Annotated in this window: 17 protein-coding genes; 6 read left to right on the top strand and 11 right to left on the bottom strand. The window is 38.7% G+C overall.

What is annotated here, in order from left to right:
• Window positions 1-81: 81 nt before the first annotated feature.
• The 5 genes from ABJD71_RS05270 to ABJD71_RS05250 all read right to left on the bottom strand — a co-directional run bounded on the left by ABJD71_RS05270 (window position 82) and on the right by ABJD71_RS05250 (window position 5,101).
• The gene (locus ABJD71_RS05270) at window positions 82-612 is read right to left on the bottom strand and encodes a hypothetical protein (RefSeq protein WP_348165644.1); all 531 of its coding nucleotides are present in this window, start codon (window positions 610-612) and stop codon (window positions 82-84) included.
• A 350-nt stretch (window positions 613-962) separates the two neighbouring features.
• Window positions 963-1,205 carry a hypothetical protein gene (locus ABJD71_RS05265; RefSeq protein ID WP_348165642.1) on the bottom strand — a complete coding sequence of 81 codons (243 nt, stop codon included), beginning with the start codon at window positions 1,203-1,205 and terminating at the stop codon, window positions 963-965.
• Window positions 1,206-1,430: 225 nt separating this feature from the next.
• Window positions 1,431-2,024, bottom strand: coding sequence for a single-stranded DNA-binding protein (gene ssb / locus ABJD71_RS05260; RefSeq protein ID WP_348165639.1), 594 nt, complete (start codon window positions 2,022-2,024; stop codon window positions 1,431-1,433).
• A gap of 12 nt (window positions 2,025-2,036) precedes the next feature.
• Complete coding sequence (locus ABJD71_RS05255) at window positions 2,037-3,377, bottom strand: MFS transporter (RefSeq protein WP_348165636.1); 1,341 nt, start codon at window positions 3,375-3,377, stop codon at window positions 2,037-2,039.
• Between the two features lie 125 nt (window positions 3,378-3,502).
• Window positions 3,503-5,101, bottom strand: a complete 1,599-nt coding sequence (locus tag ABJD71_RS05250) for a serine hydrolase (RefSeq protein ID WP_348165633.1) — start codon at window positions 5,099-5,101, stop codon at window positions 3,503-3,505.
• Window positions 5,102-5,420: 319 nt separating this feature from the next.
• On the opposite strand from ABJD71_RS05250, the gene ABJD71_RS05245 reads away from it, so the two are divergent.
• A complete protein-coding gene (locus tag ABJD71_RS05245; RefSeq protein ID WP_348165629.1) occupies window positions 5,421-7,265 on the top strand; it encodes a winged helix-turn-helix domain-containing protein in 1,845 nt (614 codons plus the stop codon).
• A 22-nt stretch (window positions 7,266-7,287) separates the two neighbouring features.
• On the opposite strand, the gene ABJD71_RS05240 is transcribed toward ABJD71_RS05245, so the two are convergent.
• Both ABJD71_RS05240 and ABJD71_RS05235 read right to left on the bottom strand, forming a co-directional pair.
• Entirely contained in the window at window positions 7,288-9,096 is a 1,809-nt protein-coding gene (locus tag ABJD71_RS05240; protein WP_348165626.1) for a hypothetical protein, read from the bottom strand.
• Window positions 9,097-9,098: 2 nt separating this feature from the next.
• Window positions 9,099-12,032 carry a hypothetical protein gene (locus ABJD71_RS05235; protein ID WP_348165623.1) on the bottom strand — a complete coding sequence of 978 codons (2,934 nt, stop codon included), beginning with the start codon at window positions 12,030-12,032 and terminating at the stop codon, window positions 9,099-9,101.
• Window positions 12,033-12,446: 414 nt separating this feature from the next.
• Here ABJD71_RS05235 and uvrA point away from each other — a divergent pair, with 414 nt between their 5' ends.
• Window positions 12,447-15,269 carry an excinuclease ABC subunit UvrA gene (gene uvrA, locus ABJD71_RS05230; protein WP_348165620.1) on the top strand — a complete coding sequence of 941 codons (2,823 nt, stop codon included), beginning with the start codon at window positions 12,447-12,449 and terminating at the stop codon, window positions 15,267-15,269.
• Between the two features lie 315 nt (window positions 15,270-15,584).
• On the opposite strand, the gene ABJD71_RS05225 is transcribed toward uvrA, so the two are convergent.
• On the bottom strand, window positions 15,585-16,043 hold the full coding sequence (locus ABJD71_RS05225; RefSeq protein ID WP_348165617.1) for a DUF3299 domain-containing protein: 459 nt from the start codon (window positions 16,041-16,043) through the stop codon (window positions 15,585-15,587).
• A gap of 448 nt (window positions 16,044-16,491) precedes the next feature.
• On the opposite strand from ABJD71_RS05225, the gene ABJD71_RS05220 reads away from it, so the two are divergent.
• On the top strand, window positions 16,492-18,342 hold the full coding sequence (locus ABJD71_RS05220; RefSeq protein ID WP_348165614.1) for a DUF885 domain-containing protein: 1,851 nt from the start codon (window positions 16,492-16,494) through the stop codon (window positions 18,340-18,342).
• Window positions 18,343-18,408: 66 nt separating this feature from the next.
• Here ABJD71_RS05220 and ABJD71_RS05215 read toward each other — a convergent pair whose 3' ends face one another.
• Entirely contained in the window at window positions 18,409-19,380 is a 972-nt protein-coding gene (locus ABJD71_RS05215) for a class 1 fructose-bisphosphatase (protein ID WP_348165611.1), read from the bottom strand.
• Window positions 19,381-19,616: 236 nt separating this feature from the next.
• Between ABJD71_RS05215 and mpl the strand changes: the two genes are divergently transcribed.
• The 3 genes from mpl to ABJD71_RS05200 are packed head-to-tail and all read left to right on the top strand — an operon-like array spanning window position 19,617 to window position 23,726.
• Window positions 19,617-21,014: a UDP-N-acetylmuramate:L-alanyl-gamma-D-glutamyl-meso-diaminopimelate ligase gene (gene mpl / locus ABJD71_RS05210; RefSeq protein WP_348165608.1), complete on the top strand. Its 1,398-nt coding sequence runs from the start codon at window positions 19,617-19,619 to the stop codon at window positions 21,012-21,014.
• 14 nt (window positions 21,015-21,028) lie between these two features.
• Window positions 21,029-21,805, top strand: coding sequence for a S1/P1 nuclease (locus ABJD71_RS05205; protein ID WP_348165605.1), 777 nt, complete (start codon window positions 21,029-21,031; stop codon window positions 21,803-21,805).
• 13 nt (window positions 21,806-21,818) lie between these two features.
• Complete coding sequence (locus ABJD71_RS05200; protein ID WP_348165602.1) at window positions 21,819-23,726, top strand: alkaline phosphatase D family protein; 1,908 nt, start codon at window positions 21,819-21,821, stop codon at window positions 23,724-23,726.
• Here the strand turns inward: ABJD71_RS05200 and hemE are convergent, their stop codons facing one another.
• Window positions 23,727-24,791, bottom strand: coding sequence for a uroporphyrinogen decarboxylase (gene hemE, locus ABJD71_RS05195; RefSeq protein WP_348165599.1), 1,065 nt, complete (start codon window positions 24,789-24,791; stop codon window positions 23,727-23,729). It lies immediately after the preceding gene.
• A 234-nt stretch (window positions 24,792-25,025) separates the two neighbouring features.
• Window positions 25,026-25,868 (bottom strand): NAD(+) diphosphatase, encoded by an 843-nt coding sequence (nudC, locus tag ABJD71_RS05190; RefSeq protein WP_348165596.1) that lies wholly within the window; start codon window positions 25,866-25,868, stop codon window positions 25,026-25,028.
• Between the last annotated feature and the right edge of the window lie 168 nt (window positions 25,869-26,036).

Genomic DNA, 26,036 nt, shown 5'->3' with positions numbered 1-26,036 from the left:
AAAAGTTATTTCTAGCGAAAATAAGGAAGATCCATTGGTTTGGAATGGCTTTAAAACATCTATGTCATGAAGACTTAAGACTTAAGACTTAACTTGCGATACTTGCCCTGTATGTACCTTATATTCGAAATAGGGGCCAATAGATAATCTGTATCTACAGGTTGAATCTAATGGGTTATTTGTCAGTTTTAATCCATCATAATATTCGGCGATTACCTTGAAGCCTTCAATTGTCATGGGCGTATTTAGTACCATATCCCAAATTTTGGCACAACCTTTTGACGTAGAGTCTGCTTTGGGCCAACCATCGTGAGTCATAAATATTGGTTTTCGGGAGGTTTCGGTTACCTTCTCATTTTTGCCAAGTTGACTCGTATAAGACACTAACATTAATATTTCAGGCTTGCCTTCACCTTGCCATTGCCAATGCGCATTTTGGATATTCGTAGCAAATTTCTTAGCTAAATTTTCTATTGCGATACGTTTTATGTTTGTTGAGCCTGAATACAAATAAACTAAAGTGCCCAGCATTATGATACTAAAAATGACTATTGCGGAAATATTGAACAACAAGCTTCGAGTATTTATGTCTGACTTTTGATCTTTTTTCATAAGTTCGCTCAGGAGTTAATTCAACTCTAACTATTATATTTTAGACAGGAGTAAATATACCCCAAGTTGACGACAACACCAAAAGGGCAACCTGTATTCGCCCACTAAAAGTACACTCTAAACCTCTCGGTTTGACGATTTTAGTGGTTATTAAAAATTACTACTACAAGTATCCCAAAGTAGTTACGTTATTTTACTAGAATGAAACAATCTAAAATGTTTGTTTGGAAAAGATTAATCAGATTACAATATGATTGGAGATTTAAATGAAGTGCAGCATTAAGAATTATTGTTTAACAAAGAGTAAGGGCTAATTTTTATGAAAGATAAATCTAGCCCTTAAGAAGTAGTTACTTGATAACTAATCCTGTTTTCAAACAGCCATCTTTAAGTTCTTCGAACATTTCAATGTTTGCTCTAAGACGTTTAGCATGTTTAGCCGTTGATGAACCTACTTTTTCGCGAGCTTCCATTGAATCAAGTTTTTCTTGAACAATTTTGCAATTATGTGCTGAAACAGGTAATTGTGTTTTAGCAAAAGCACCTGTTGAGAAAATGACTAAGCTGATTAAGCCTACGTTTAATAATTTCATATTTTGGCTCCTTGGGTTGAGAACTAAATACTAGGGGATTTTTTGAAAAATGGTTACAAATTGATCCATACATGGTTACCTATAACAATACCTTTCAAAAATCGTATAAAATCCTTAATTCAACCCTCACTAAGCAGTATTCATGACGATTAGTTTTGGCTAATTAAAAGCCGCTTAATAGCGGCTTTTAAGAGTGTTTTTCAAGATTTTTAATTTTGTCTTTGACTAGAACGGAATGTCGTCGTCAAAGTCAAAATCTGGCTCAGGCGCTGGATTTGGCTTGCCTTGAGCCGGAGTCTGGTTAAAGCCTTGATTTTGCGCTGGCGCTTGGTTGAAACCTTGATTTTGAGCTGGGGACTGTTGATATTGAGGCTGTTGTTGCTGATAACCTTGGTTTTGCTGCGGTGCCGCTTGTGGTGCAGAGCGTTGTTGCCCCTGAAAGCCACCTTCAGATTGTGATTGTCCACCACTTTTACCGCCTAACATTTGCATTACACCGTTAAATGGGTCGAGTACAATTTCTGTGGTATAGCGATCTTGACCTTGTTGGTCTTGCCATTTACGTGTTTGTAATTTGCCTTCAACATAAATTTGGCTGCCTTTACGTAGATATTCACCAGCTATTTCGGCTAATTTTCCAAACATTGAAACTCGGTGCCATTCGGTTTTTTCTTGAACTTGACCACTTTGGTCTTTCCAGCTTTCTGAGGTGGCTAAAGTCAAGTTAGCGACCGCTTTGCCATTTGGGGTATATCTGACTTCAGGATCTTTACCTAAGTTACCTACTAAAATTACTTTATTTACGCCTTTACTCGCCATTATGACTCCTAATTATTCTGGTATGTTCAACAAGTCTCTGGCTTGCTGAATATCGAAATATTTACCATCTGCTTTTAAGTAAACAACTTGCTCACTAGGTACTAGGGTGATATCCATTACACCTTCTAATTTGGCAAGTTGTTGAAACGCTAGATCAGTGATTTGATTTTGTGTTTTTAGTGTATATCTTTTTAAACGATTAGTCGCCTGCAAACCACGTATTAAAAATAGCCAAAACACACATACAAGGCTGGCAATTACAAATACCCACTGCAGACCAAAATATTCGCTCACGCTACCAGATGTTACTCCGCCTATGAATGCACCAAAGAATTGAAAGCTAGCATAAATTCCCATTGCAGAACCTTTTTTTCCGGCAGGGGCAATATTAGACACCATAGCTGGGAAGTTGGCTTCCAGATAATTGAAACAAGTAAAAAATAAGCTTATTAAGATTATCAAATAAACCAAAGAATGATGGCCAAAAATCATACATGTGAATATTAAGGCAAGACCTAATACGCTAATTTGTAATACAGCACCCGGGTGTCTAGCCGCAAGCCTCATTAAACCTAGTAATCCTACTATGGAGGCAACTAAAACCACTAAATACACCTGCCAATGGCTAGCTAAAGGCCAGTTTAAGTTCACTAAAAATATAGGAATTTGGACAAATACTAAGGTGATCATCATGTGTAGCAATAACACACTAATATTCAGCCGCAGTAGTTGAGGGTGGGTAAATAGGCTTTTAATATCGTCAATAACTGGGAGGGTGTCTCCCTTTGGGGCAATGTTAACCGCATTTGGTACCGCAAATATCACTAATAAAATACATCCTAAAGCTAAAAAGCCGGTGGCCATAAATATGCCACTTAAGCCGAATTTACCCCCAATGATAGGGCCTAATAACAAGGCTAGATAAAATGAAAAACCAATTGAAATACCTATTACAGCCATTACTTTAGGGCGTTGGGGTTCGCGGCTTAAATCGCCTGCCAGTGCCATGATTGCTCCGGCAATTGCACCAGCCCCTTGTAAAAATCTACCTATTACTATCCAAGTTAAATTTTCAGATAACCCCGCTAAAATACTACCTAATGAGAATAAGATTAAGCCCCCAACAATTACAGGCTTACGACCTATCTTGTCTGAAAGTACCCCCATAGGAATTTGTAATATTGCTTGGGTTAGACCGTATCCACCTATGGCGAGGCCTACTAAAAATGCAGAGTAATCTACATAATTTGTGGCGCTAATCGCTAATACAGGCATCACCATAAATAAACCAAGCATGCGTAAAACATATACAAATGCTAAGGAGAATGCGGTGCGAAGTTCTATGGAGTTCAATGTAGAGAGTATCTGTTATTAGTTAATTTATAAGTGTGGTTAAACACGGGAAAAACTGGCCGAATAGTCTAACATAAGTTTTTGCACGACTCACCCAATTAGCGCTTTGCTGATTGGGTTGCAGTTTAGTCAATTTTATTAAAAAACATATCTAAGTACTCGTGGTTTTCAGGCTCTACTACCTTAAAGGGCGCTAAAGTGAATGAGGTTACAATACTGTTTACGTCAGTATTAAAGCGGATAAATGCATTGCTAGCGGCATTTTGATTGTCCCAAACTATTTTAAAGCTATGTTCATTAAATGGTTTTAGTGTTCCTTTAAGGCTCAACATCCGGTCTGAATGAATGCGTAATTTACCTTTAGTTTTTTCTATCATTATCTTTCCAAACCATTCGTCTTCAAATGTACCCACATAGTTTGATTGAGCTAACAAAACAGTGTTTGGGCCTTTGGGTTCTTGCCAATTTTCTAAGTACTTTTGCTTTCGTACTTCGCGATACTCAAACTCATCTTGTACCCAATCATAAGCATCATTTTGACTCACAAATGCTTTTATTATGGTTTGCATAATCGATGCTCTAGCGCCTGAATTTGAGCCATTACTAAGCAAAACAATGCCTAATTCTAATTTTGGCGCTATAGTAACAAAGGCCTGAAAGCCTGATATGGTGCCTGTATGTGAGGCTAGCTGCAGGCCATCAACATCAAATAATCGCCAACCTAAGCCGTAGGTCTTAATGTGAGTTTGGTTGTTCTCCTGCTCTCTTTTGGGTAAGGGGAGAATGGTAATAGGAGACCACATTTCTTTGAGTCTTTGAGGGCTAAACACTTTAGTGTTAAAGACTTCATTTTCTGAATTGAACTGTTTGTTTAAGGTTAATAAATGACTAGCCCATTTCAGCATGTCTTGCGCATTGCAGACTATACCGCCAGCTGCTGCCGACATTAATGTTTTGCCATTGATGCCATTACGGGGTATTTCAAAAAAATCATCAGTTGAGTTAATGCCATACCCTTTTGATACATTCTCAAGAGCTGCTTTTGGCATATCTCCGGCATAGCAATTCATATTGAGTGGCGCAAATATTCGGGTTTCTACGAATTGTTCCCAAGGCATATTAGTGATTCTGGCTACAATCTCAGCTGCGGTTATATACATTACATTGCTGTAAGCATATTGAGTTCTGAAACTATACTTAGGTGTTAAGTAACGTAGGTTATGGATAACCTCTTGGCGCGAAAAGCCTGAAGGCTCTGGCCAAATCATACTGTCACCGGCACCGCTGACTAAACCACTTTTATGGGTGAGTAAATCTCGGATGGTAAACTCCGCTGTTACCCATGAGTCCATCATTTTGAACTCTGGCAAGTGATCTGTGACCTTGTCTTCCCAGTTTAATTTACCTTCATCAACCAATATTCCTAGACTTGCAACGGTAAAGGCTTTGCTGGTAGAGCCAATACGAAATTGCGTTGTGGGCTTAACTGCTAAGTCACCTTTGATATCCCGTTTACCGTAACCTTCTAGATGAATTACCCTTCCCTTGTAAGTCACTCCCACTGCCATGCCGGGTGTAGCAAATTTATCTAGGGCCTGAGCAACTTGTGCTGGCAAAGACGTTAAATCAACCGGTTCCGATAACGGCTCATTAGCGTGAGATTTTAATAGTCCAACTGTGCTGAAAATCAAAAAAAAGCTAATAGGTTTAAATATTTGGGTCATTGAAAATCCGACTTGTTAAGAGTGAGTAGGTTAAAATTTTAGCTAAATCGTTGTTCGATATGATGACTTATTCATCTTACCTAGTCTAATCTGAATCTGTTTGGCAATCGTCGAGTGTATCAAAAGCAATGACGAAGGCCGTTATAGGGTTTTCAAAATACCATTATAAAGGTGTATAGCAGAAGTGGCGGTTATATAGACTATCAATCTATTGGCATTAAGATATTACTTGTGTCAGATTGTTTATCGATACAGCTTTGAAAGTTTAGCTTTAGTGAGTGAGTTGTCAATTTGTAATTTTTACTCATGGGTGGGCGCAATGATTTATCTTTTTGATGGATACAGTTTAGACACTAGTAAATTTGTGATCGCTAAAGATGGACAAAATATATCTTGTGAACCCAAGGTATTTAATCTAATTCTTTGCCTGATTGAAAACCGAGATAGGCTTGTCACTAGAGATGAGTTGTTTCAGAAAATTTGGGCTGGGAGAAGTGTGTCTGATACCTCTTTGAGTAATCATATAAAATCTGCAAGAAAGGTGTTGGCCGATGATGGACAAGCTCAAAGAGTAATAAAAACAGTCCACGGACGAGGTTATCAATTTATTGCCAAGCTCAGCCAAGAGCAACCATCACCTGTTAATAACCAATCGACTAGGAGTACTAAAAGACGTTTTATCTTAGGTGTTATCACTTTCTGTTTATTAAGTTTGGTTGTTAGCGTTTGGTTTTTAATAAATAAGAAGGAGCCCAACAATTATTTATTAGCTGTTTTACCATTTACTAACACTAAGCCTGATAAAAATTCTGATTATTTAGGTATGGCACTTGCTGATAGAGTGATTAATCAGCTGACATATAATAGTGCAATTAATGTGCGCTCATCCACCTTGATTAGAAAGTACTCAGGGCAAAGAGTCGATATTAAAAAAGTAGCAGATTCATTAAATGTCGAGTACGTATTGACTGGGTATTATTTAAATATTGATAATCGCATAAGATTAAATGTGGAATTGTTAGAGGCTTCATCGCATAAGTTGGTATGGCGATCTGGTGCAATAGAAGTGGATTATAAAGATGCTTTTGAGCTGCAAGATTTAGTCGCCAATAGCGTTCTAAAAGGTTTGGAACCTAACTTTCCTAGTGCAACGAAAAGCAAAGTTAACAAAAATAATGGTGTGAATGTCAGCGCCTTTGAACTTTATTTACGAAGTATAGCGCAACCTTTCTCACAGTCCGGGCATATTGAAGCAATTTCATTATTGAAAGAGTCTATTAAGTTAGATAGTGAATATGCGCCTGTTTATGTGCAACTGGGGAATCGAATCAGAAGTGTCGAACAATTTGCACTGATTAATACGGGTGAATCCTACGAGACAGTTGAGTATTACAAAAAGGCATTATCTATTAACCCAAACTTGTTAAGTGCAATGTCTCATCTTGCATTTGTTTATACTGAAACAAACCGTATTAACGAAGCAATGGAACTGGCCATTCGAATGTTAAAAATCAATCCAAATAACGCACAAACTCGATTTACTCTAGGGTATATATTTAGATATGCGGGACTTAATGATTATGCATTAATAGAAATGGAAAAGGCTCTGGAGCTTGATCCCAAAAATATAATGTTTCGGTCTGTTGTCTCTGTATATTCTGGAATGAACCAACATGAAAAAGCCTTAAAGCAATTAGAAAACTATCCTGATAGTGCCTTTAAATATGGTTGGAAAGGCATTCTTCTTTTGAAGTTAGGTAATACTCAAAAAGCGTTAGATTATTTTAACACTGTCATTTCTGATTCGCCTAATGGCTTATGGGCGCTGGTGGCTAAGGTTCACAAAGCTAAGCTCGATGGCTCAATAGAACAAGGCTTAGTTGCAGTACATAAGCTGGAACAAACTAACATAGCCGATTCTGAAACTGTTTTTTACAATGCGCTTTACTATTGTATGTTGGGAGATGAAGCTCGTTGTATTCAGTCTTATAAAAAGGCAGTCAGTGCTGGGTATTATAACACTATGCATATAGACCAAGGTCCCTCTATGGATAGTGTTAAGAATAACCCTGAATTTGCGAGTTTGTATCAGCTGGCTAAAAACAGAAGTAATAAGTTCAAACAACAATATGCATCTTTTTTAGCTAAGCTAACCTCAAATTGAATATTGATGGTCTTATCCTAATTTAGTCTTCTTGGTAAGCGTCCTTGTCATTATGTTTTAACAATATTGTTGCGAGTAACCTTTGGTTAGTAGGCACATACTCTCGAGTCAATACGTGTTTGAGTATTGCCACCTCTTGAGGGGTAAAACTATCATAAGCGTTATATAAATTATGTAATACCTGTTCTCTTTCGTGGCTATTGGTGCTGATACTTAGTATTGATATTAAGTGTTGTTTTACCGCTAAACTCTGTGAAGTCGAGTGTTCTAATAATTGTATTAAGGCGGCTCTAATATTTGCTTGTGGCTCTTTTTTTAGTTGGCTTAAAGCAGGTTTGGTAAACGATTCGTCATAGGGGATTTTTTTTAGTGCTTGAGTAATAGCTAGTCGCAACGGATCCAGATTATTGTTTAATTGAGCTAACAATAACGATTTTTCGTGATGATCAAACTCAGTTAAATAGTGACTAATGGCTTGTACGTAAGGAATTTTATCCTTTCCTGTTGCAGACTCTAATTGTGTCAGTAGAAATTTTTGAAGTTGCTTTATATTGTCTGGCGGCATTAAAATTCGCCGGTTAACCATCATGCCTAATGTGTTAATTAGCAATACATCATTGTCTAATAGTTCAATCTTATCACTGGATTTTGAAACAAGTTGTTGTAACTTTATTAAGTCTTTATGACTGACTCTAGCAGATGTTCTTGCTAGAGCTTGTATCGAGGCCTGTTTGGTTTCTGACTGTACAGGGCTGGCTATTATCGAAATTAGGGCGCTAATGGAAGCTTGTGTATTGATCTTTTGTAGCCCCAATATAACCTTACCTGTTAACGCTTCAGGCACTATGTTTTGCATTAGATAACGTCCGAAAAATGGCCAGCTAGGAGTGCTTTTTGTGATGATCGATAACGCCTGCTTTGTTTCTAAAGGCTTAGCTTGGAGCGTGATTAGCATTTTTTTTATTTTTGAAAAAGCTAATGCCTGAGTTATGGGTTTATTAATTTTGTAACCTGGCCACCGGGTAATGTTTGCTCTTAATTCATGAAATTGATGTGAGGGTGACCATTGACTTTGTGGTTGTGCGTTAATCGTGACTTGCCCTTCACCCTGCATATAAGCTTTAGGTGACATGTTAATAGTATAAGACTCTTGTGCTGTACTGCTTTGATAGAAACATTCAGTGTCACTCATGATGATCACTTGTTCATTGTTGTGCAGGCTGATGTTGTGTTCGGTATGGGTGTACCCTAAGTTTGATTTATAAAACTTTCTTGGGTTATCAACAGAGTAAGCCATATTGGCAGTATAGCGGCCATTGCCATTTAGGTATTGGTAGTTACCTTGTTGTGCGGAAAGCTGAAAAAAATCAAATATAGACATGTATTCTTTTAAAACACTTTCGTTTTTAGTTGCAGATTGCAAATCTATAAGATGTCCGGTGTCTTTATCCACTGTCACTAAAAAAGGATGCTGATAACGATCTCCTCGCTCTTGTGTGATTCCGTTTATTCGACTGGCAATAGGTTCTATCTGCATCACATATTGGGCGAGATTAGACGAGACTTTAACGGGTAATAGTTCGTTACTTTCTGAACTTACTAATGGTAGTACTTCTTTTACATGTAAATTATTTTGAATTTTTATTTGTTGAGCGTCTTGTATATCGCCCAAAAAAACACCTAAGTCTAAGGTTTGTTCAATATGGTAAACTGAATAGCAAAAATTAGGGCTAACCTTTCTCTCTTTGCTAGATAGTATAGCTGCACTGCTTACCATTAAAGTAAACAGTGCAGCACTAATACCAATACTTTGTTTGGATGTAAACTCCATTTTTATAAGTCAATTACGCTAACAGCTTGCTCACCTTTAAGTAAACTCGCATTAAAGTTAATTAAATAGTTAGAGCTAAATAAGGTTTTTTCTTTTCTAACTGTTTCTCCAATACTGCTGCAGAAGCAAATTCGTGGATATTCAACAAAGGCTAATAACTCTCCTTTTAGTACTTTAATGTCTATGGCAAGCTCACTCGCAACTTCGAAGGTTAGCTTTGCTGTTGATACATCAGAGTCGAATCCACCGCTAGCATCAAAAGAAATCGCCTTTTTAATGAGCTCTAATTCAGCTTCGACTCCTGCCGATGCAACAAAAGCATCAACTTCTGCGCTTACTGTAGCTGCTAATTCAAAGTTAGAGCTAGCTGATGTCTTTATGCCAACACCTTCAAAACGTAAATCGCCTAATAGTTGTAGTTTGCCTGCTGCGCCACCTTTAAAAGTAATAGGGATACCTGCAACTGCAACTGTGGCTGAAAATAACTCTTCATTAAAGTCGCCACTACCCATGTTAAGGTCTAATAAATCTTGATTAATACCTTCTCCATTTAATATGTCATTAATGTTTTCGGTTGGGTCAAAGCTTTCAGTTATGGTGGTATTGATCATCTCCCCTTTTGTAAACGGAAAGCCGAGTACATTAAAGTTGGCTAATGCGCCATTGCCCACTGTTATAGGATGCAAATTGCCAGAAACGGCTGATATTTGTTTTGTTAAGTATTGTTTTTGAATAAATTCAGCTGATGCGAGGTCTAAGTTAACACCAAATAAGTTGGCAGTTAAATATGCATATCCATTGTTTGTGATACCTATTACGGGGAGGTAATCCACATAAATTTCGCCACCATAGCCGATAGTTATTTTAGCAACGCCATCTTCACCAACAGATAATTCTCGATCGTCACCAAGATAAAATAACCTGCCATTGTTATCGATGACTAACCCCTCGGTGTCTCTAAATATATCAGTAGCTAAATCATGGTCATCAGTTAACTCGATATCAGCATTTAGGGTGTCAATGGCATTTACAATCACTTTTCGGTCGTTAAATAATAAAGTGATTTTATTATCAATAAAATTGAAACGTTGTTCATCGGCAGCTGTGCCTTCAGGTACTGGATTAATTAAAGTGCTTTCTTGGAAGCGACACTTCTTAACCCTTAACTCAGCAAAATTTCCAAATACGTTAGCTTGAGCTGTCTTAGTTATATTTTGAGATATAACGCTGACATCTATAGCTTCAATACAATAATTGTCTCCATTTAAATCTGTTTGGAAATTTATGAATTGTTTAGTAGTAGTATCGTATCGCCATAGCATTGGGCCTTCAGATGGCGCAGGAACTTTACATTCTGCAGGGATTAGGTCAGCTGTCGAGTCAACAGGAAATAGTCCTGAGTCGATGTCTAAATCACTACTGGGTATGGTGAAACATGCATCGTTTGAAGTGCCAGCTCTAAGTACAGTAAAACCAATTAACTCTTCAAAATTACGAGTTTGCGGTCTTAGATCTTGGTTAATTAAAGGTAAACTGAGGGGGATCTCTAACGTGGTACTTTCACCATTTTCTATTCCGATACTAAGTATAAATTCTGCAACCAATGCCTCTGTATTGGCTAAGTCTTGAATGTTAGTAGATAGTTGTAGCATTTCTTGGTAAGCCTCGGGAGTCGCATAGGCTGCGACCGGAACTTTAATTGCACTACCGCCATTTCGGGCAATGGTAAATTTAGCGGCGGTATTAATTTGGGCTTCCCCTTCTAGATCTGAGCTTACTAACCCCAACGGAAATTCTGATCCATCTGGTGCATGCCAAGCTAAGCTAACAACTAATTCTGCTGAGGCTTTAAAGCTAGTAACATCAACAGCGATTGATGTTTGAAATAAGGCTTCATTAGAAAAACCATCAGCAAACTCTTCCACTAAGTTATCTATAATTAACAATTGGGTGAAGTCATTATCGTCAATAAGTATCGGGGGGGTGATTACTTTTACTAATTCAACGTCTAGCCTAGTTATTACTAATGTCTCATCTGAAAAGTGAACGGTAATTTTCTGGAGCTCTTGTTTAATAGAGGCTGTACCATTTTCTAAAAATGGAATAGAAGGAGCAATCATCAGACGGTACTCTATATCTTTATCAAGAGTGGGTAATTTAGTGTGTATTAGGCCCCGCCCTGTACCGTTTTCTATACCCGATATAAAGGTGCCCCCAAGGTCAATTACCTCTTCGCCTTCTATTTCGATAAAATCTACATCAAGCATTTCTCCTAACGTATTCCCGGGGGCTTTTTGTTCAATTAAAGACATAGGGATAAGTTGCGCAGTTAACGCATACTCCTGTAATCCAATTAACTCGAAGCCGATATCGATTGTCACTAAGTCTCCAGATTCTAGTGAGCCTAGGTTAGCTGCGGTAAGCGTGCGATCGTCTAAGGTAACGTGGCCCTCATAAATCTGTATTTGATCGTATGTTATAGCTTGAGCACGCTCAATGAATTGGGGGTTGAGTGTAGGTAAAGTGGTAACCGAAAAAATGCTACTAACCCCGCCTACCGTTAAAACTGATTCGGTAGCAGTTAGAGGTTCACTTGATGATAATAGCCTTAATTGTATGGTTTGCTCTGGGCTAATGGTGGCACTTGAACTAATGAATGCTGCACCATCAATAGAATATTCGCCGCCTACAATACTGATGTCGGCTGGTGAGTCTATGCCTGTTATTGTTACAGTATCTGACTCAATTAAGGCATTGACCTCAACATCTATTTTCTCTGTAAATGTAAAATTGTTAGGTGTCGTATCTGCTATTTGCTGTGGGGGCGCTGTCATGCTGTTTTCGCCACTCCCCCCACCTCCGCATGCAAACAATATTGTCACTAAAAAGGTCATGCTGAGTTGATTTACGCATTTTATTTTATTAAGTATGTTCATGGTTTTCACCCTTTATAGAGCTTCTGGTTAGGTAAGTTTTACCAAATTTAGAAGTATGAATTTTTTACTTTAAGCAATAACGAGCCCTTGAATTAAAGCGTTACTTTGACTCAAGGGCTGATATCCATTTCACATAACGTTAAGTCAGGTCGCCAAATTAAACCTGAAGAATGCATATTTATTTGCTAATGATTGTGTGTTTTTTATGTAATGGATTATCAGCAAGTTATAAATTTTTGAACTTGAATACGGGGGGAAGAAATTAATTTAAGAATCCTCAAACTAAAGTGAGTACAGGGAATTAGTGTATCTTTATTGAATTTTGATAATTAACTTGCTTCATTAGGTTAATGTCCATAGAGCTAGTTTACAGATTGTGTAATACTTCTTCTTTTGCGGCGCATCTGGTAACCAATGGATAGAATTGAAGTACGTGGGGCTCGAACTCACAATCTAAAGAACATTAACTTAGATATTCCCAGAGATAAGCTGACAGTTATTACTGGTTTGTCTGGCTCAGGTAAGTCTTCTCTGGCTTTTGATACCTTGTATGCTGAGGGGCAGCGGCGTTATGTAGAATCTTTATCTGCCTATGCTCGTCAGTTTTTATCTATGATGGAAAAGCCTGATGTTGACCACATTGAAGGTTTGTCGCCTGCTATTTCTATTGAGCAAAAATCCACATCTCATAACCCACGTTCAACTGTAGGTACTATCACCGAAATATACGACTATTTAAGGTTGCTATATGCACGTGTGGGTGAACCTCGGTGCCCAGAACATCATGTTCCTCTAGATGCGCAAACAGTAAGCCAAATGGTAGACCGCGTGCTAGATATGCCTGCAGATACTAAGTTAATGTTACTTGGGCCTGTGGTGCAAGACAGAAAAGGCGAACATGTAAAAACTTTAGAAAATCTAGCCGCGCAAGGGTTTATTCGAGCGAGAATCGATGGCAATGTCTGTGACTTGTCTGATCCTCCAGAGTTGGATTTACACAAAAAACACACTATTGAAGTGGTGGTTGACCGCTTCAAAGTGAGAGACGATTTAAAGCTGCGTCTTGCTGAGTCATTTGAAACTGCATTAGGTTTATCTGGTGGTACTGCGAAAGTGGCTTATATGGATGAGCCTGAAAAAGATGAACTAGTCTTTTCTTCAAATTTTGCTTGTCCGCACTGTGGTTATAGTATGGCGGAACTTGAGCCAAGATTATTTTCGTTTAATAACCCTGCAGGTGCTTGCCCCAGCTGTGATGGTTTAGGAACAAGGCAATTTTTTGACCCAAGTCGGATTATTGCCAATGATGAAATAAGTTTATCTGGTGGCGCTATTCGTGGCTGGGACAAACGTAGTTACTACTATTTTCAAATGTTGCAAGCCGTCGCTGAGCATTATGACTTTGATTTAACGGTACCCTTTAAAGAGTTAGATGAAAATGCACGGAATATTGTGTTGTATGGTAGTAAAGGCACATCATTAAAGTTCAAATATATTAACGATCGTGGCGATATCATGGAGCGTAAACATCCTTTTGAAGGGATTATTCCGAATATGGAAAGACGCTATAAAGAGACTGAATCTAATGCTGTTCGCGAAGAGCTGGCAAAATATTTAAGTCAACAGCCTTGCTCTAGTTGTTCTGGCTCTCGCTTAAGATTAGAAGCACGAAATGTATTTATTGGTGATACGCCAATCAATGTGGTCTCTGATCTGTCTATAGCTGAAGCGTTAGAGTTTTTCTCTAGTTTAACCTTAACAGGAAAACGAGAAAAAATAGCTGAAAAAATATTTAAAGAAATCAATGACAGACTAAGCTTCTTAGTGAATGTTGGTTTGAATTACCTTTCGTTATCTCGTAGTGCCGATACACTTTCTGGTGGTGAAGCACAGCGTATTCGATTAGCCAGTCAAATTGGTGCGGGGTTAGTGGGGGTTATGTATGTGCTTGATGAACCGTCCATAGGTTTACACCAAAGGGATAACGAACGCCTACTTAAAACCCTTATCCATCTTCGTGATTTAGGTAATACAGTGTTGGTAGTTGAGCATGATGAAGATGCCATAAGAGCTGCTGATTTTGTATTGGATATTGGCCCTGGAGCAGGCGTTCATGGTGGTGAAATCGTAGCTCAAGGAACAATAGATGATATAAAGAATAGTGAGCATTCACTAACAGGAAAATATCTTTCTGGCCGTGAAAAGATTGATGTTCCTACTAAGCGAGGCACAGTTGACGAAGATAAGTGGTTAGAGTTAAAAGGTGCCTCTGGTAACAACCTTCAAGATGTTACTTTTAGGGCGCCTATAGGGCTAATGACTTGCGTAACAGGTGTATCAGGTTCCGGTAAGTCGACACTAATAAACGATACTTTCTATAAAATTGCACACCGTGATTTAAACAGAGCAACTACAGGAGAGCCCTCTCCGTATACCTCAATAACGGGTATGGAGATGTTAGATAAAGTAGTCGATATTGATCAAAGTCCAATTGGGAGGACTCCTCGGTCTAACCCCGCCACTTATGCGGGTATTTTCACTCCTGTACGTGAATTATTTGCTGGCACACAAGAAGCTAGGTCTCGTGGATATAAAGCAGGGCGTTTTAGTTTTAATGTGAAAGGGGGGCGTTGTGAAGCGTGCCAAGGTGATGGCGTTATTAAAGTTGAAATGCACTTTTTACCCGACGTTTATGTTCCTTGCGATGTTTGTAAAGGTAAAAGGTATAATCGCGAAACCTTAGAAATTCAATATAAAGGCTTGAACATACATCAAGTCTTAGAAATGACGATAGAGGAAGCCCGTCCGTTTTTTGACGTGGTACCAGCTATTGCCAGAAAACTACAAACCTTAATTGATGTTGGTTTGTCTTATGTGCGTTTAGGGCAAGCAGCCACAACTCTGTCTGGCGGTGAAGCGCAGCGGGTTAAGTTAGCGAAAGAGCTTTCGAAGCGTGATACCGGACAAACCTTATATATTTTGGATGAGCCAACCACTGGTTTGCATTTTCACGATATTAAACAGTTGTTAGAAGTACTGCACAGATTAAGAGATCATGGAAATACGGTAGTGGTTATTGAACATAACCTTGATGTGGTAAAAACAGCTGATTGGATTGTTGATCTAGGGCCAGAAGGAGGCTCTGGTGGAGGGCAAATCATTGCCCAAGGTACACCTGAACAAGTCGCTGAAGTTGAAGGCTCACATACCGCGAGATTCCTAAAATCCTTGTTGTAAGTTATGAGTTTGATCTTTTAGAATAATAAAAAACCGCAATTATGCGGTTTTTTTATTATTCTGATTATAGATATACCATTGGTCAGTTTAGAGCAATCAGCAGTGCCATCAATCATAGGTTTTGATGCCTTGCAGTAGCTTTTGGGTTTCAAAGAAGAATATTTCGATATTGTTCAGATGGTCTGTATCTACAGTAGTGACCGCACTTGTTTTTAATTCGTGACTCTATTCTTAATTAATCCATATTGATGCTAGTAAATATAGTAATCAATAACCTTAAATACGGTCGTTAAATCTCATGTTTATTCATAAATATTAGTCATATACACTAATATCCATGCCTTGTAGTGTATAGCCAACTGTAGCTAAATCACCTTGCCAAGTATTCGTTGACAAGGTCCCTGTTACCCAAACTGCATCATATAAATTTTGTATCGACACTTCTTTTGAAAACTTCACATATACAATTTGATTAGGTGGCGGGGGCGGTACATGTACACACGCACCAAAATAAGGAACTAACAAAAACTCTGTTATTTTTTCATTATCACCTTCAAGTGGCACCATAAAACCAGGTATTTGAACTAGCTTTCCATTTAGTTCAGGCACTGTTGGCGAGTCAAGGTTTTGTTGCTGCATACTATTATTATGAGTAAGTGGAATATTAGGATCAACATAGCCTTTAGGGACCATATCTTCCCAATACAATTCTAATGGTTCAGCAAAACTTATTTGAGTAATCAATAACAATATTGGAGTCAGTAATTTATACATTCTATGGTGTGCACTTATTTGTTTTAGGTTTTAGTGTAGTTGACCCACGATAAAGAGGGTTATACAAGTTTGTTATTTAAGCAAGAGTGCTTGGGGAATAGACAGTTGGTAAACCCTAAGTAATATAAAATATCATGCTAAGAGACATTGGTCATATTAATCTTTAGTTCAGTTAACTAATCAAAAATCAGTTAATTATTTTCAGGTTTATTTCTGTTTAATACAACTTACTTAATTGACTGCTCTTATTGAGTTAAAAATAATTAAATAAATCTCGATTTTTTGCCTCGCAAGCATTGACGGATATTTGTTCTAAGAAGAATGTTTTGAACATCTTATTTGCTATTTATATCCTAAAAACAGCTTTAATACCTTCTAGCGATGCAACCGTAAAAGCTATATTCTCATATTTACAAGAAATAGATAAAAAATATGATAGGAATACTTAATGATGACCAGTTTAAAATTTCTCCCTCTGAGTATGCTAACTATTGCAATATCTGCTTGCTCTCCGCAACCAATCGAGCAAGCTGAAAAATCAATTGTGCAAGCTGAGCAAAATGTTGCACAGACTGAATCTGAAAAATTAGCCCATTACTTTGCGGATATGTTTGACCAAGATTTAAAACGCTCACCCATAACACAGAGCTATTTAGGTTATAAATGGGATTACGATAAATGGAATGATATATCCGATGCCCACCAAGATGAGACGGTTGCGATTCAAAAAGCTCGCTTAAATGACTTACAAAAATTTGACCTAAGCCTGCTAACAGAGCAAGAAAAATTAAGTATTGATGTGGCTAAAACTGATATTCAGCGCCGTTTAGCGAATGATGAATATCGTAACCACACCTATATAATGCATCAGTTTAGGGCCTATCACACTATAGTTCCGAGCTTTTTGATTAATATCCATAGCGTTAAAAGTATCGCTGACGCTGAAGCCTATGTGGCGAGACTGAGTAATGTAAAACCTTTATTTGCTCAAGTGATTCAGCAAATGAAAAAACGTCAAGAACTAGGAGTGTTTCCGCCTAAGTGGGCTTACGATCAAATGATCCAAGCTTCTCATAATGTAATTAGTGGTAACCCGTTCGAAGAATCACCAGATGATTCAACTATCTGGGCTGATTTCACCGCTAAAGTGGATGAGTTAGGGCTAACTAATATGGAGACAGTTGGTTTAATAGCTGAAGCTAGAATGGCCATTGAACAGTCGGTGTTGCCTGCTTATAGAGATCTAATTGCAGAGCTTAAAATACAACAAAGCCTCTCGCCAGAAGGCGATGGAGTGTGGCGTTTACCTGATGGCGAAAAATGGTATAAAAACCGTTTAGAGTGGTTTACGACAACTGATTTAGATGCTGAGCAAGTCCATCAAATTGGCTTAGAAAATGTTCAACGTATTCATAAGTCCATGAATGTGATTAAACAACAAGTTGGGTTTGAAGGAAGTTTATTAGAGTTTTTCGAGTTTATGCGCAGCGATAAACAATTTTATTATCCCGCCACTGATGATGGCCGTAAGCGCTACATGGATGAAGCCCAAGCGCTAATTGATAAAATGGAAGATAAAGTACCAGAATACTTTGGACTAACCCCCAAAGCTCGCATGCAGGTAAAACGAGTAGAGCCTTTTAGAGAAAAATCAGCAGGAAAAGCTTTTTATCAGAGCCCTTCGAAAGACGGTTCTCGCCCAGGTACTTATTATGCGAACTTGTATAACATGATGGATATGCCTACTTATCAAATGGAAGCATTGGCTTACCATGAAGGTATTCCGGGACATCATATGCAGCGTTCAATAGCTCAAGAGTTAGAAGGTATCCCTGAATTTCAAAAGTACGTAAGCTTTACAGCGTATACCGAAGGGTGGGGCTTATATACTGAAGAGCTCGCTAAAGACATGGGCTTTTATGAAAACCCATATTCAGACTTTGGGCGTTTAGCTATGGAACTATGGCGAGCATGCCGGTTGGTCGTTGATACTGGGATACACGCTAAAAAGTGGAGCCGTGACCAAGGGATTAATTACTTAATTGACAATACCCCTAATCCCAAGAATGATTCTGTTAAGGCGATTGAGCGTTATATAGCGATGCCGGGTCAGGCAACAGCCTACATGATCGGAAAGTTAAAGATTATGGAACTACGAACCAAAGCTAACAATACCTTAGGTGATAAGTTCGATATTCGAGGGTTTCATGATGAAGTATTAAAAGATGGGCCTGTGCCACTTAATATCTTAGAAACTAAAATTGATAATTGGATTGAGCAAGAAAAGATGAAAGTCTAAGTTGTTTGTAGCAATTAAAATCATGCCGCTTATTTGATATGAGCGGCATGTTTCTCGTTATTTTAGCTATTTTTTATAATAGCTTAAGCAAGTTTCTACTTCTTTTTTAGAACCAATTAATACTGGGACACGTTGGTGTATTTCGGTTGGCATGACTTCCATAATGCGCCCTGCACCTGTATCCGCTAACCCACCTGCTTGTTCAACTAAGAACGCCATTGGGTTCGCTTCGTATAATAATCGTAATTTACCCGGTTTATTCGGATCTCGTTTGTCATAGGGATACATGAAAATTCCGCCTCGCGATAAGACTCTATGAATATCACCCACCATCGCTGCCACCCAACGCATATTAAAGTCTTTCTCTCGAGGACCATCGGTACCTGCAATTAAGTCGCTAACATATTCTTGTATTGGTGCTTCCCAATGACGCTGATTAGATGCGTTTATGGAATATTCAGAGGTTTGCTCTGAAATCATTATATTAGGTGTGGTTAACAGGAACCCACCGTGAGTTTTATCTAGTGTGTATAAATGCGTGCCTTTACCTGTAGTAAGCGCAAGCATGGCTGAAGGACCGTATAAAACATACCCAGCAGCAACACTTTGTGTTCCAGGCTGTAAAAATGCAGAGGGATCATCGGCGTCCATCCATTGTGGTGCATGGGTTATTGAAAATATTGTGCCGATTAAACTGTTTATATCTGTGTTTGACGAGCCATCTAATGGGTCGAAGCTAACTAAATACTTACCATCTGGATTACATGCCACTACATCATCTTCTTCTTCTGAGGATATAGCTTTTACATAACCAGATTCACTTAGGATATCTTTCAGGATTTGATTAGATATCACATCAAGTTTTTTTTGCGTTTCACCTTGAACGTTTTCACTTAAGGTTGAACCTAACACTCCAGCTAATGCTCCCTGACCGACCCTAAAGGATATTTCTTTGCATCCTGCTAATAGTGTTCTTATTAACAAGATCAGCTCCATTGGTGCGCCGTCTTCTTGTAGTTGCGAGTTAAGTCTTTTCATGCTTTTTTACGCCTTGTGTTGTAGGAACAGAGTAGGTGACAAGCTTATTCTTATTATTTTTGCCACGGGTTTCAATGATTGTACCTATAAAAATTAAGAAACTCAGCAACCTAAACGTATTCTTTATAACCGAATGTTAAGTTTGCTCAAAATGGCATATATTTTTACATTCAAGATTGGGTTCACCTTTGCTGTTCTGGTAACCTAAGAATATTGATTATATTGAACGACGAACTATGCATATACACATTCTTGGCATTTGCGGTACTTTTATGGGAGGCATCGCTGCATTAGCGAAGTCAATGGGACATAAAGTGACTGGCTCCGATGCAAATGTTTACCCCCCAATGAGCTCTCAATTAGAGTCTCTTGGTATTGAATTATTTGAAGGCTGGGATCCAAGCCAATTTAAAGTCGAATTAAGCTCAAGCGACGGTTCAGATACTCAATATGGTGAGCCAGATGTTGTCATTATTGGTAATGCTCTTTCTCGCGGCAATAGAGCCGTAGAATATGTATTAGACAGAAACTTACCTTATATAAGCGGCCCTCAATGGCTATTAGAAAATGTTTTAAAAGATCGTTGGGTACTGGCTGTATCTGGGACTCATGGAAAAACGACTACCTCAAGTATTTTGGCGTGGATATTAGAATATGCGGGGCTAGAGCCAGGTTTTCTAATTGGTGGGATACCACAAAATTTTGAGGTGTCAGCTCGACTAGGTAAACATCCATTTTTTGTTATCGAAGCCGACGAGTATGACAGTGCCTTTTTTGATAAACGCTCTAAGTTCGTTCATTACCGTCCTCGCACTTTAATCATGAATAACCTTGAGTTTGATCATGCTGATATTTTTGATGATTTAGCGGCAATTCAAAAGCAATTCCATCATTTACTTCGTATGGTCCCTAACAATGGGCTAGTGTTATCGCCCAAGTCAGATAAAGCTCTTTTGAGAGTGTTAGATATGGGCTGCTGGACACCAGTACAGTTTACAGGGACAGATTGGCAAGCCAATAATTTGATTGCTGATGGTAGTGAGTTTGAGGTTTTGTTCAAAGGCGAGAAGCAAGGGGTCGTAAAGTGGAATTTAGTAGGCGAGCATAATGTTAATAATGCGCTTATGGCAATAGCTGCTGCTCATCATGTTGGAGTGCAGTGCCCTATAGCGATTGAGTCACTTATCGAGTTTGTAAATGTGAAGCGCCGTATGGAGGTGAAGGGAGTTGTTAATGACGTAACACTTTATGACGATTTTGCTCACCACCCCAGTGCTATTGCAACGACCATAGACGGACTTAGAGCCAAAGTGGGTGATGGTCGTATTATTGCCGTATTAGAGCCCCGGTCTAACACAATGAAAATGGGAATACACAAAGATGTCTTAGCCAAGTCATGGAGCAATGCGGACCATGTTTTTATCTTTGAGCCTTCTAATTTAACTTGGTCAATAAACGATCTATTAGCCGAGAGTGATGTCACAGCTATGTTGTATAAAGATATGGATGTATTGATTAAATCAATTTTATCTTATGTACAACCTGGAGACCATATTTTGGTAATGAGTAACGGTAGTTTTGGCGGGATTCATAAGGTGTTATTAGAACAGCTTACATTAATTAAAAACGCTTAACTGAAGAAATAAATATGAAATTGAAACCAATAATTTTAGGTGTAATAGTTGCTGCAATGAGTTTTCACGCATTGTCTTGGGGGCAAATAGGTCACAGAGTGACGGGCGCTATCGCAGAGCACTACCTAACCCCCAAAGCGCAAGCCGCTATAGCAAAAGTATTACCAAACGAAACCTTAGCAGAAGCCTCTACCTGGCCCGATGAAATGCGTTCTAACCCTAGCCATTTTTGGAAAAAAACGGCAGGGCCGTATCATTATGTTACGGTTCCAGATGGTAAAAGTTATAAAGAGGTAGGTGCGCCAGCGCAAGGTGATGGATTCAGTGCTTTGCAAGCTTTTGCAAAGCAGATTAAAAGCGACCAAACCAGCTTTGAGCAAAAGCAATTAGCATTACGATTTATTATCCATATTATTGGAGATTTACATCAACCATTCCACGCCGGAAATGGCACTGACAAAGGCGGTAATGACGTAAAGCTTAAATTTTTTTGGCAGGACTCAAACCTACACAGAGTGTGGGATTCAGGGCTAATTGATAGTCAGCAACTTTCATATACCGAATGGAGTGCGATATTACTCGCTAAGATCAGCAAACAACAAGTACAGCAGTGGATGGATGTAGACCCACATATTTGGATTGCTGAAAGTGCTAAGCTACGGGCTGAACTTTACCCTGATTCAGATGAAATCTCATGGGACTACAAATACCAAAACTTACCTATCGTTAAAGAACGTTTGCAAATGGGCGGCGTGAGAATAGCGGCTTATTTAAACGCACTTTTCGAGTAATTAGGCCATTTCGTTGAGCGCCTCAAATTTGCAAACCTTACCGAATGTTCTCGCTGGTCCTATTGTTAGGCGGGTTACAACCCAGAGTGTAACGTTTTGGTTAGTCACCTCACACCCATATGGTTTTGACGTTTTGCTGCGTAATCTTGCTAATCAAGATGTATTATTTGAAGGTGCTTTAGAGTCAAAGCAGGTTTCACAAGTCCCAATTGGTAAACATGCTTTTGTGAATTTGCTGACGTTAAGTTTAAGTGCCAAGGTAAAATGTGGTACTCAAATTAGTTATGAGATTAAGCTACTTAGTGAGGTCGAGCCTGCCATTAGTCTTGTGGATTTGATGCCTGATTTACTTTATGCAAAGCAAGCTCAGCCAAGCTTTGTTGTTAAACAAAATTTGCGTCGTGTTTTACATGGTTCATGTCGAAAGCCACACCATAACAGTGAAGATGGTTTGCTGGTGGTTGATGCGCAGCTTGAAGCCGCTAAAGACAATAATGAGTGTGGTCCTGATTTGTTAATCTTGTCTGGCGACCAAGTCTATACCGATGATGTTGCGGGCCCTATGCTAGTGGCAATCAAACAAACCATTTCTCATCTTGGCTTGTTTGACGAGACGTTAACCGGAGCGGCGATAGATACAAGCCATAAGGTGTTCGAACACCCTCACTGCTATTATCAAAGACCTGAGCTTCTACCTGATGAGCCCTCTTCTGAAAATACTCAAAAGTTATTTTTTGGTGGCAAAAGGAAACCTATTTTCACTTCTGTAAATGCTAACAACCATCTGATTTCGTTTGCTGAAGTAATGGCGATGTACATTTTAACTTGGTCACCTGAAATGTGGCGTCATCTTGATATCGATGATAAAGATATTCCTGAGTCCTACCGATCCCTCTTTGCAACAGAAAAAGCAATCATAGCAAAATTCGTAACAGGTTTAGCGTGTGTGAGAAGAGCGTTAGCTAATGTACCGGTTTATATGATATTTGATGACCATGATATTACTGATGATTGGAATTTAACACGCGGCTGGGAAGAAGCCGTTTATGGTAATCAATTTGCTAAGCGGATTATTGGCAATGGGTTAATTGGTTATTGGTTATGCCAAGGCTGGGGAAATAATCCCCAAGGGTTAGATGAATTATATAAAAAATGTGGGGGGCACTTTAGTCATTTTGGCATTACTGAGCATGATAAATTAGTCGAACACGTTCTAGATTGGGAGCATTGGCATTATCACCTTGATAGCTCACCAAAGCTCCTTGTTTTAGATACAAGAACGCAACGTTGGCGGTCTGAATCTAATATGAATAAGCCTTCAGGTTTGATGGATTGGGAAGCATTATGTGAACTACAACAGGAATTAATAGGCCAAGAAGCGGTAATTATGGTGTCGGCGGCCCCTATTTTTGGTGTAAAATTAATCGAAACGATACAAAGAGTATTTACGTTTTTTGGAAAGGCATTAACCGTTGATGCTGAAAATTGGATGGCACACAAAGGAACGGCTAGTGTCATTCTGAATATCTTCAGAAATCGAAAAACGCCGCCTAACTTTGTTATTCTATCTGGTGATGTCCATTATTCCTTTGTTTATGATGTGAGTCTTAGGTTCAGACAAAACTCACCTAATATTACACAGATAACCAGTAGTGGAATTAAAAATCAGTTTCCTGACAAATTACTAATATGGTTTGACCGCCTGAATAGAGTACTTTATAGCAAATACTCACCGCTCAATTGGTTTACACAAAGGCGCAACATGCTGGTAAAACACCGCCGCCCCAATAATCATAAAGTTCGCACATTATTAAATGGCTCGGGTATAGGTTTACTTAAAGTAAATGGGGATTGTTCAGATGTTGAGGCGCAACAATTGTGCGCCTCGGGTAAGGTAGTAACCTTTGAGAAAAAAGATTAATTATTGATGGTAAGGTTTACTGTAGCGGTGAACGGCATCGACAAATACTTTTGCATTCTCAGGTGGAACATCTAAATGAATGCCATGGCCTAGGTTAAATACATGACCATTACCTTTTCCAAAGCCTTCTAATATTGTTTGTACTTCTTGTTCAATTCGTTCTGCTGGCGCATACAACATTGACGGATCCATGTTGCCTTGTAGGGCGACTTTATCACCAATTCGCTTTTTAGCGTCAGCCATATCAACGGTCCAATCTAATCCCACTGCATCGCAACCTGTATCGGCAATAGACTCTAGCCACAGGCCTGCGTTTTTGGTAAATAGGGTAACTGGTACTCGTCTACCATCGTTTTCGCGAATTAAACCATCTACAATTTTATGCATATATTGCAAAGAAAATTCTTTGTAATCACGCCCAGATAAGACGCCACCCCAAGTATCGAATACCATAACAGATTGCGCGCCAGCTTTAATTTGTGCGTTTAAATATAAAATAACCGAGTCAGCTAATTTATCTAATAATAAGTGTAGGGCTTGAGGATCGCTAAATGCCATCTTTTTGATTTTAGTAAAGGCTTTGCTTGAGCCCCCTTCAATCATGTAAGTAGCTAACGTCCAAGGGCTGCCGGAAAAGCCAATTAGAGGAACTTGTCCTTGAAGGTTTTTACGAATGGTGCGTACGGCATTCATTACATAGCCTAATTCAACTTCTGGATCTGGATTAGGTAGCTTTTGTATGTCAGCCATACACGTTAAAGGGCGCTCAAACTTAGGACCTTCACCCGTTTCGAAATATAGACCTAAACCCATAGCATCTGGAATGGTAAGGATATCTGAAAATAAAATCGCAGCATCTAACTCGTACCTACGCAACGGCTGCAAGGTTACTTCACATGCAAGCTCTGCATTTTTACACAAGGACATAAAGTCGCCAGCTTGTGCACGAGTCGCTTTATATTCAGGTAAATATCGGCCAGCTTGGCGCATCATCCATACTGGAGTGAAATCAACTGGTTGGCGCAATAATGCACGTAAATATCTGTCGTTTTGCAGTTCTTGCATAGGTTACCTCAGAAAGAAATTTTTGATTATAGCGGTATAGCTTAAAAACGGCCGTATTGTAGCGACTTTCAGAATATAAAGCTGAGTAAATTTGAAAAGTTATTGAATTATTTACACCACTTAACTGACTTTATAGGGAGACACCGATTTGTAAAAGTTAGATGAAAACGGAGTTATACAGATATCTTGACCGTTAATAAGCCCGTTTTAGTGAATTGAGGTAAACATGTTTGATTAATTTCCCTGACTTATTAATAGCTCAGTATCGTGTTCAATCTCTTTTAATGTATGTTGGATGAGCTGTCCAGAAATTGAATCTGTTGGGGGAATGTTAGGTAAAGCTTTTGGCTCAAACCACTCAGCCTGAAGAATTTCCTTCCCATCCACTCTTATATCGCCAGAGTCAAAATCAGCCAAAAAGCCCATCATTAATGAGTGTGGAAATGGCCATGGTTGGCTAGAAAAGTAGCGTAAATTTTTGACTTTTATACCTACTTCTTCGAATACTTCTCTATGGACGGCTTGCTCAAGTGTTTCACCACTTTCAACAAACCCAGCAAGTGTTGAAAACAGGTTTCTGGCTCGCTGAGGTTTACCTTGAGCTAGCAAAATCGTGTCATTGTGGCGAATTGAAACAATTATACAAGGAGATATTCTTGGGTAGCAGCGGTGTTGACACCTTGAACATTGTAGTGCCATTTCCCAATCAATTTGCTGCATGGCGCTGCCGCATTGACCGCAAAACCTGTGGGTGCGTATGAATAAAGCCACCTGCCAAGCTCTAGATAAAATACTAAAAAAAGCGTTGTCTATTTGGAATAATAAGGTGCGTATGGTTACGAGTGTATATTTATCATCTCTTATTTGTTCACTGCCCATGTCTATCAATAAACATGGAATATTTTGTTGGTTTCCTACTTGAATTATCTGATCTTGATATTCATGGGCAAAATCTAGGGCTCCCCAGGTACTGAATAATAGCTCGGAGCTATCTACCTTTTGAATTATTTTGTCACCATTTATAATTAACCAAATGGCTTTTGTATCGGATGTTACAGATATATTTTGTTCTATCATGCACTATTCTAAAAAGAGGTTTCAGGTTAGATTATCATATCTATTACAATGGATGCTTGCCTGTTCGTCTGTGAAGTATCTAATATGTATTAACTAGCAATGTTTATTTGTGTTGTTAAATTATCTATAAGGGCGAATCGGTAATTAAATAGTGATATTATTTGGCTG

It is taken from the genome of Paraglaciecola sp. (assembly GCF_039943935.1).
Taxonomy (GTDB): domain Bacteria; phylum Pseudomonadota; class Gammaproteobacteria; order Enterobacterales; family Alteromonadaceae; genus Paraglaciecola.
Note: the sequence above shows the minus strand (reverse complement) of the source record. Positions and strands in the feature narration are given on the sequence as shown.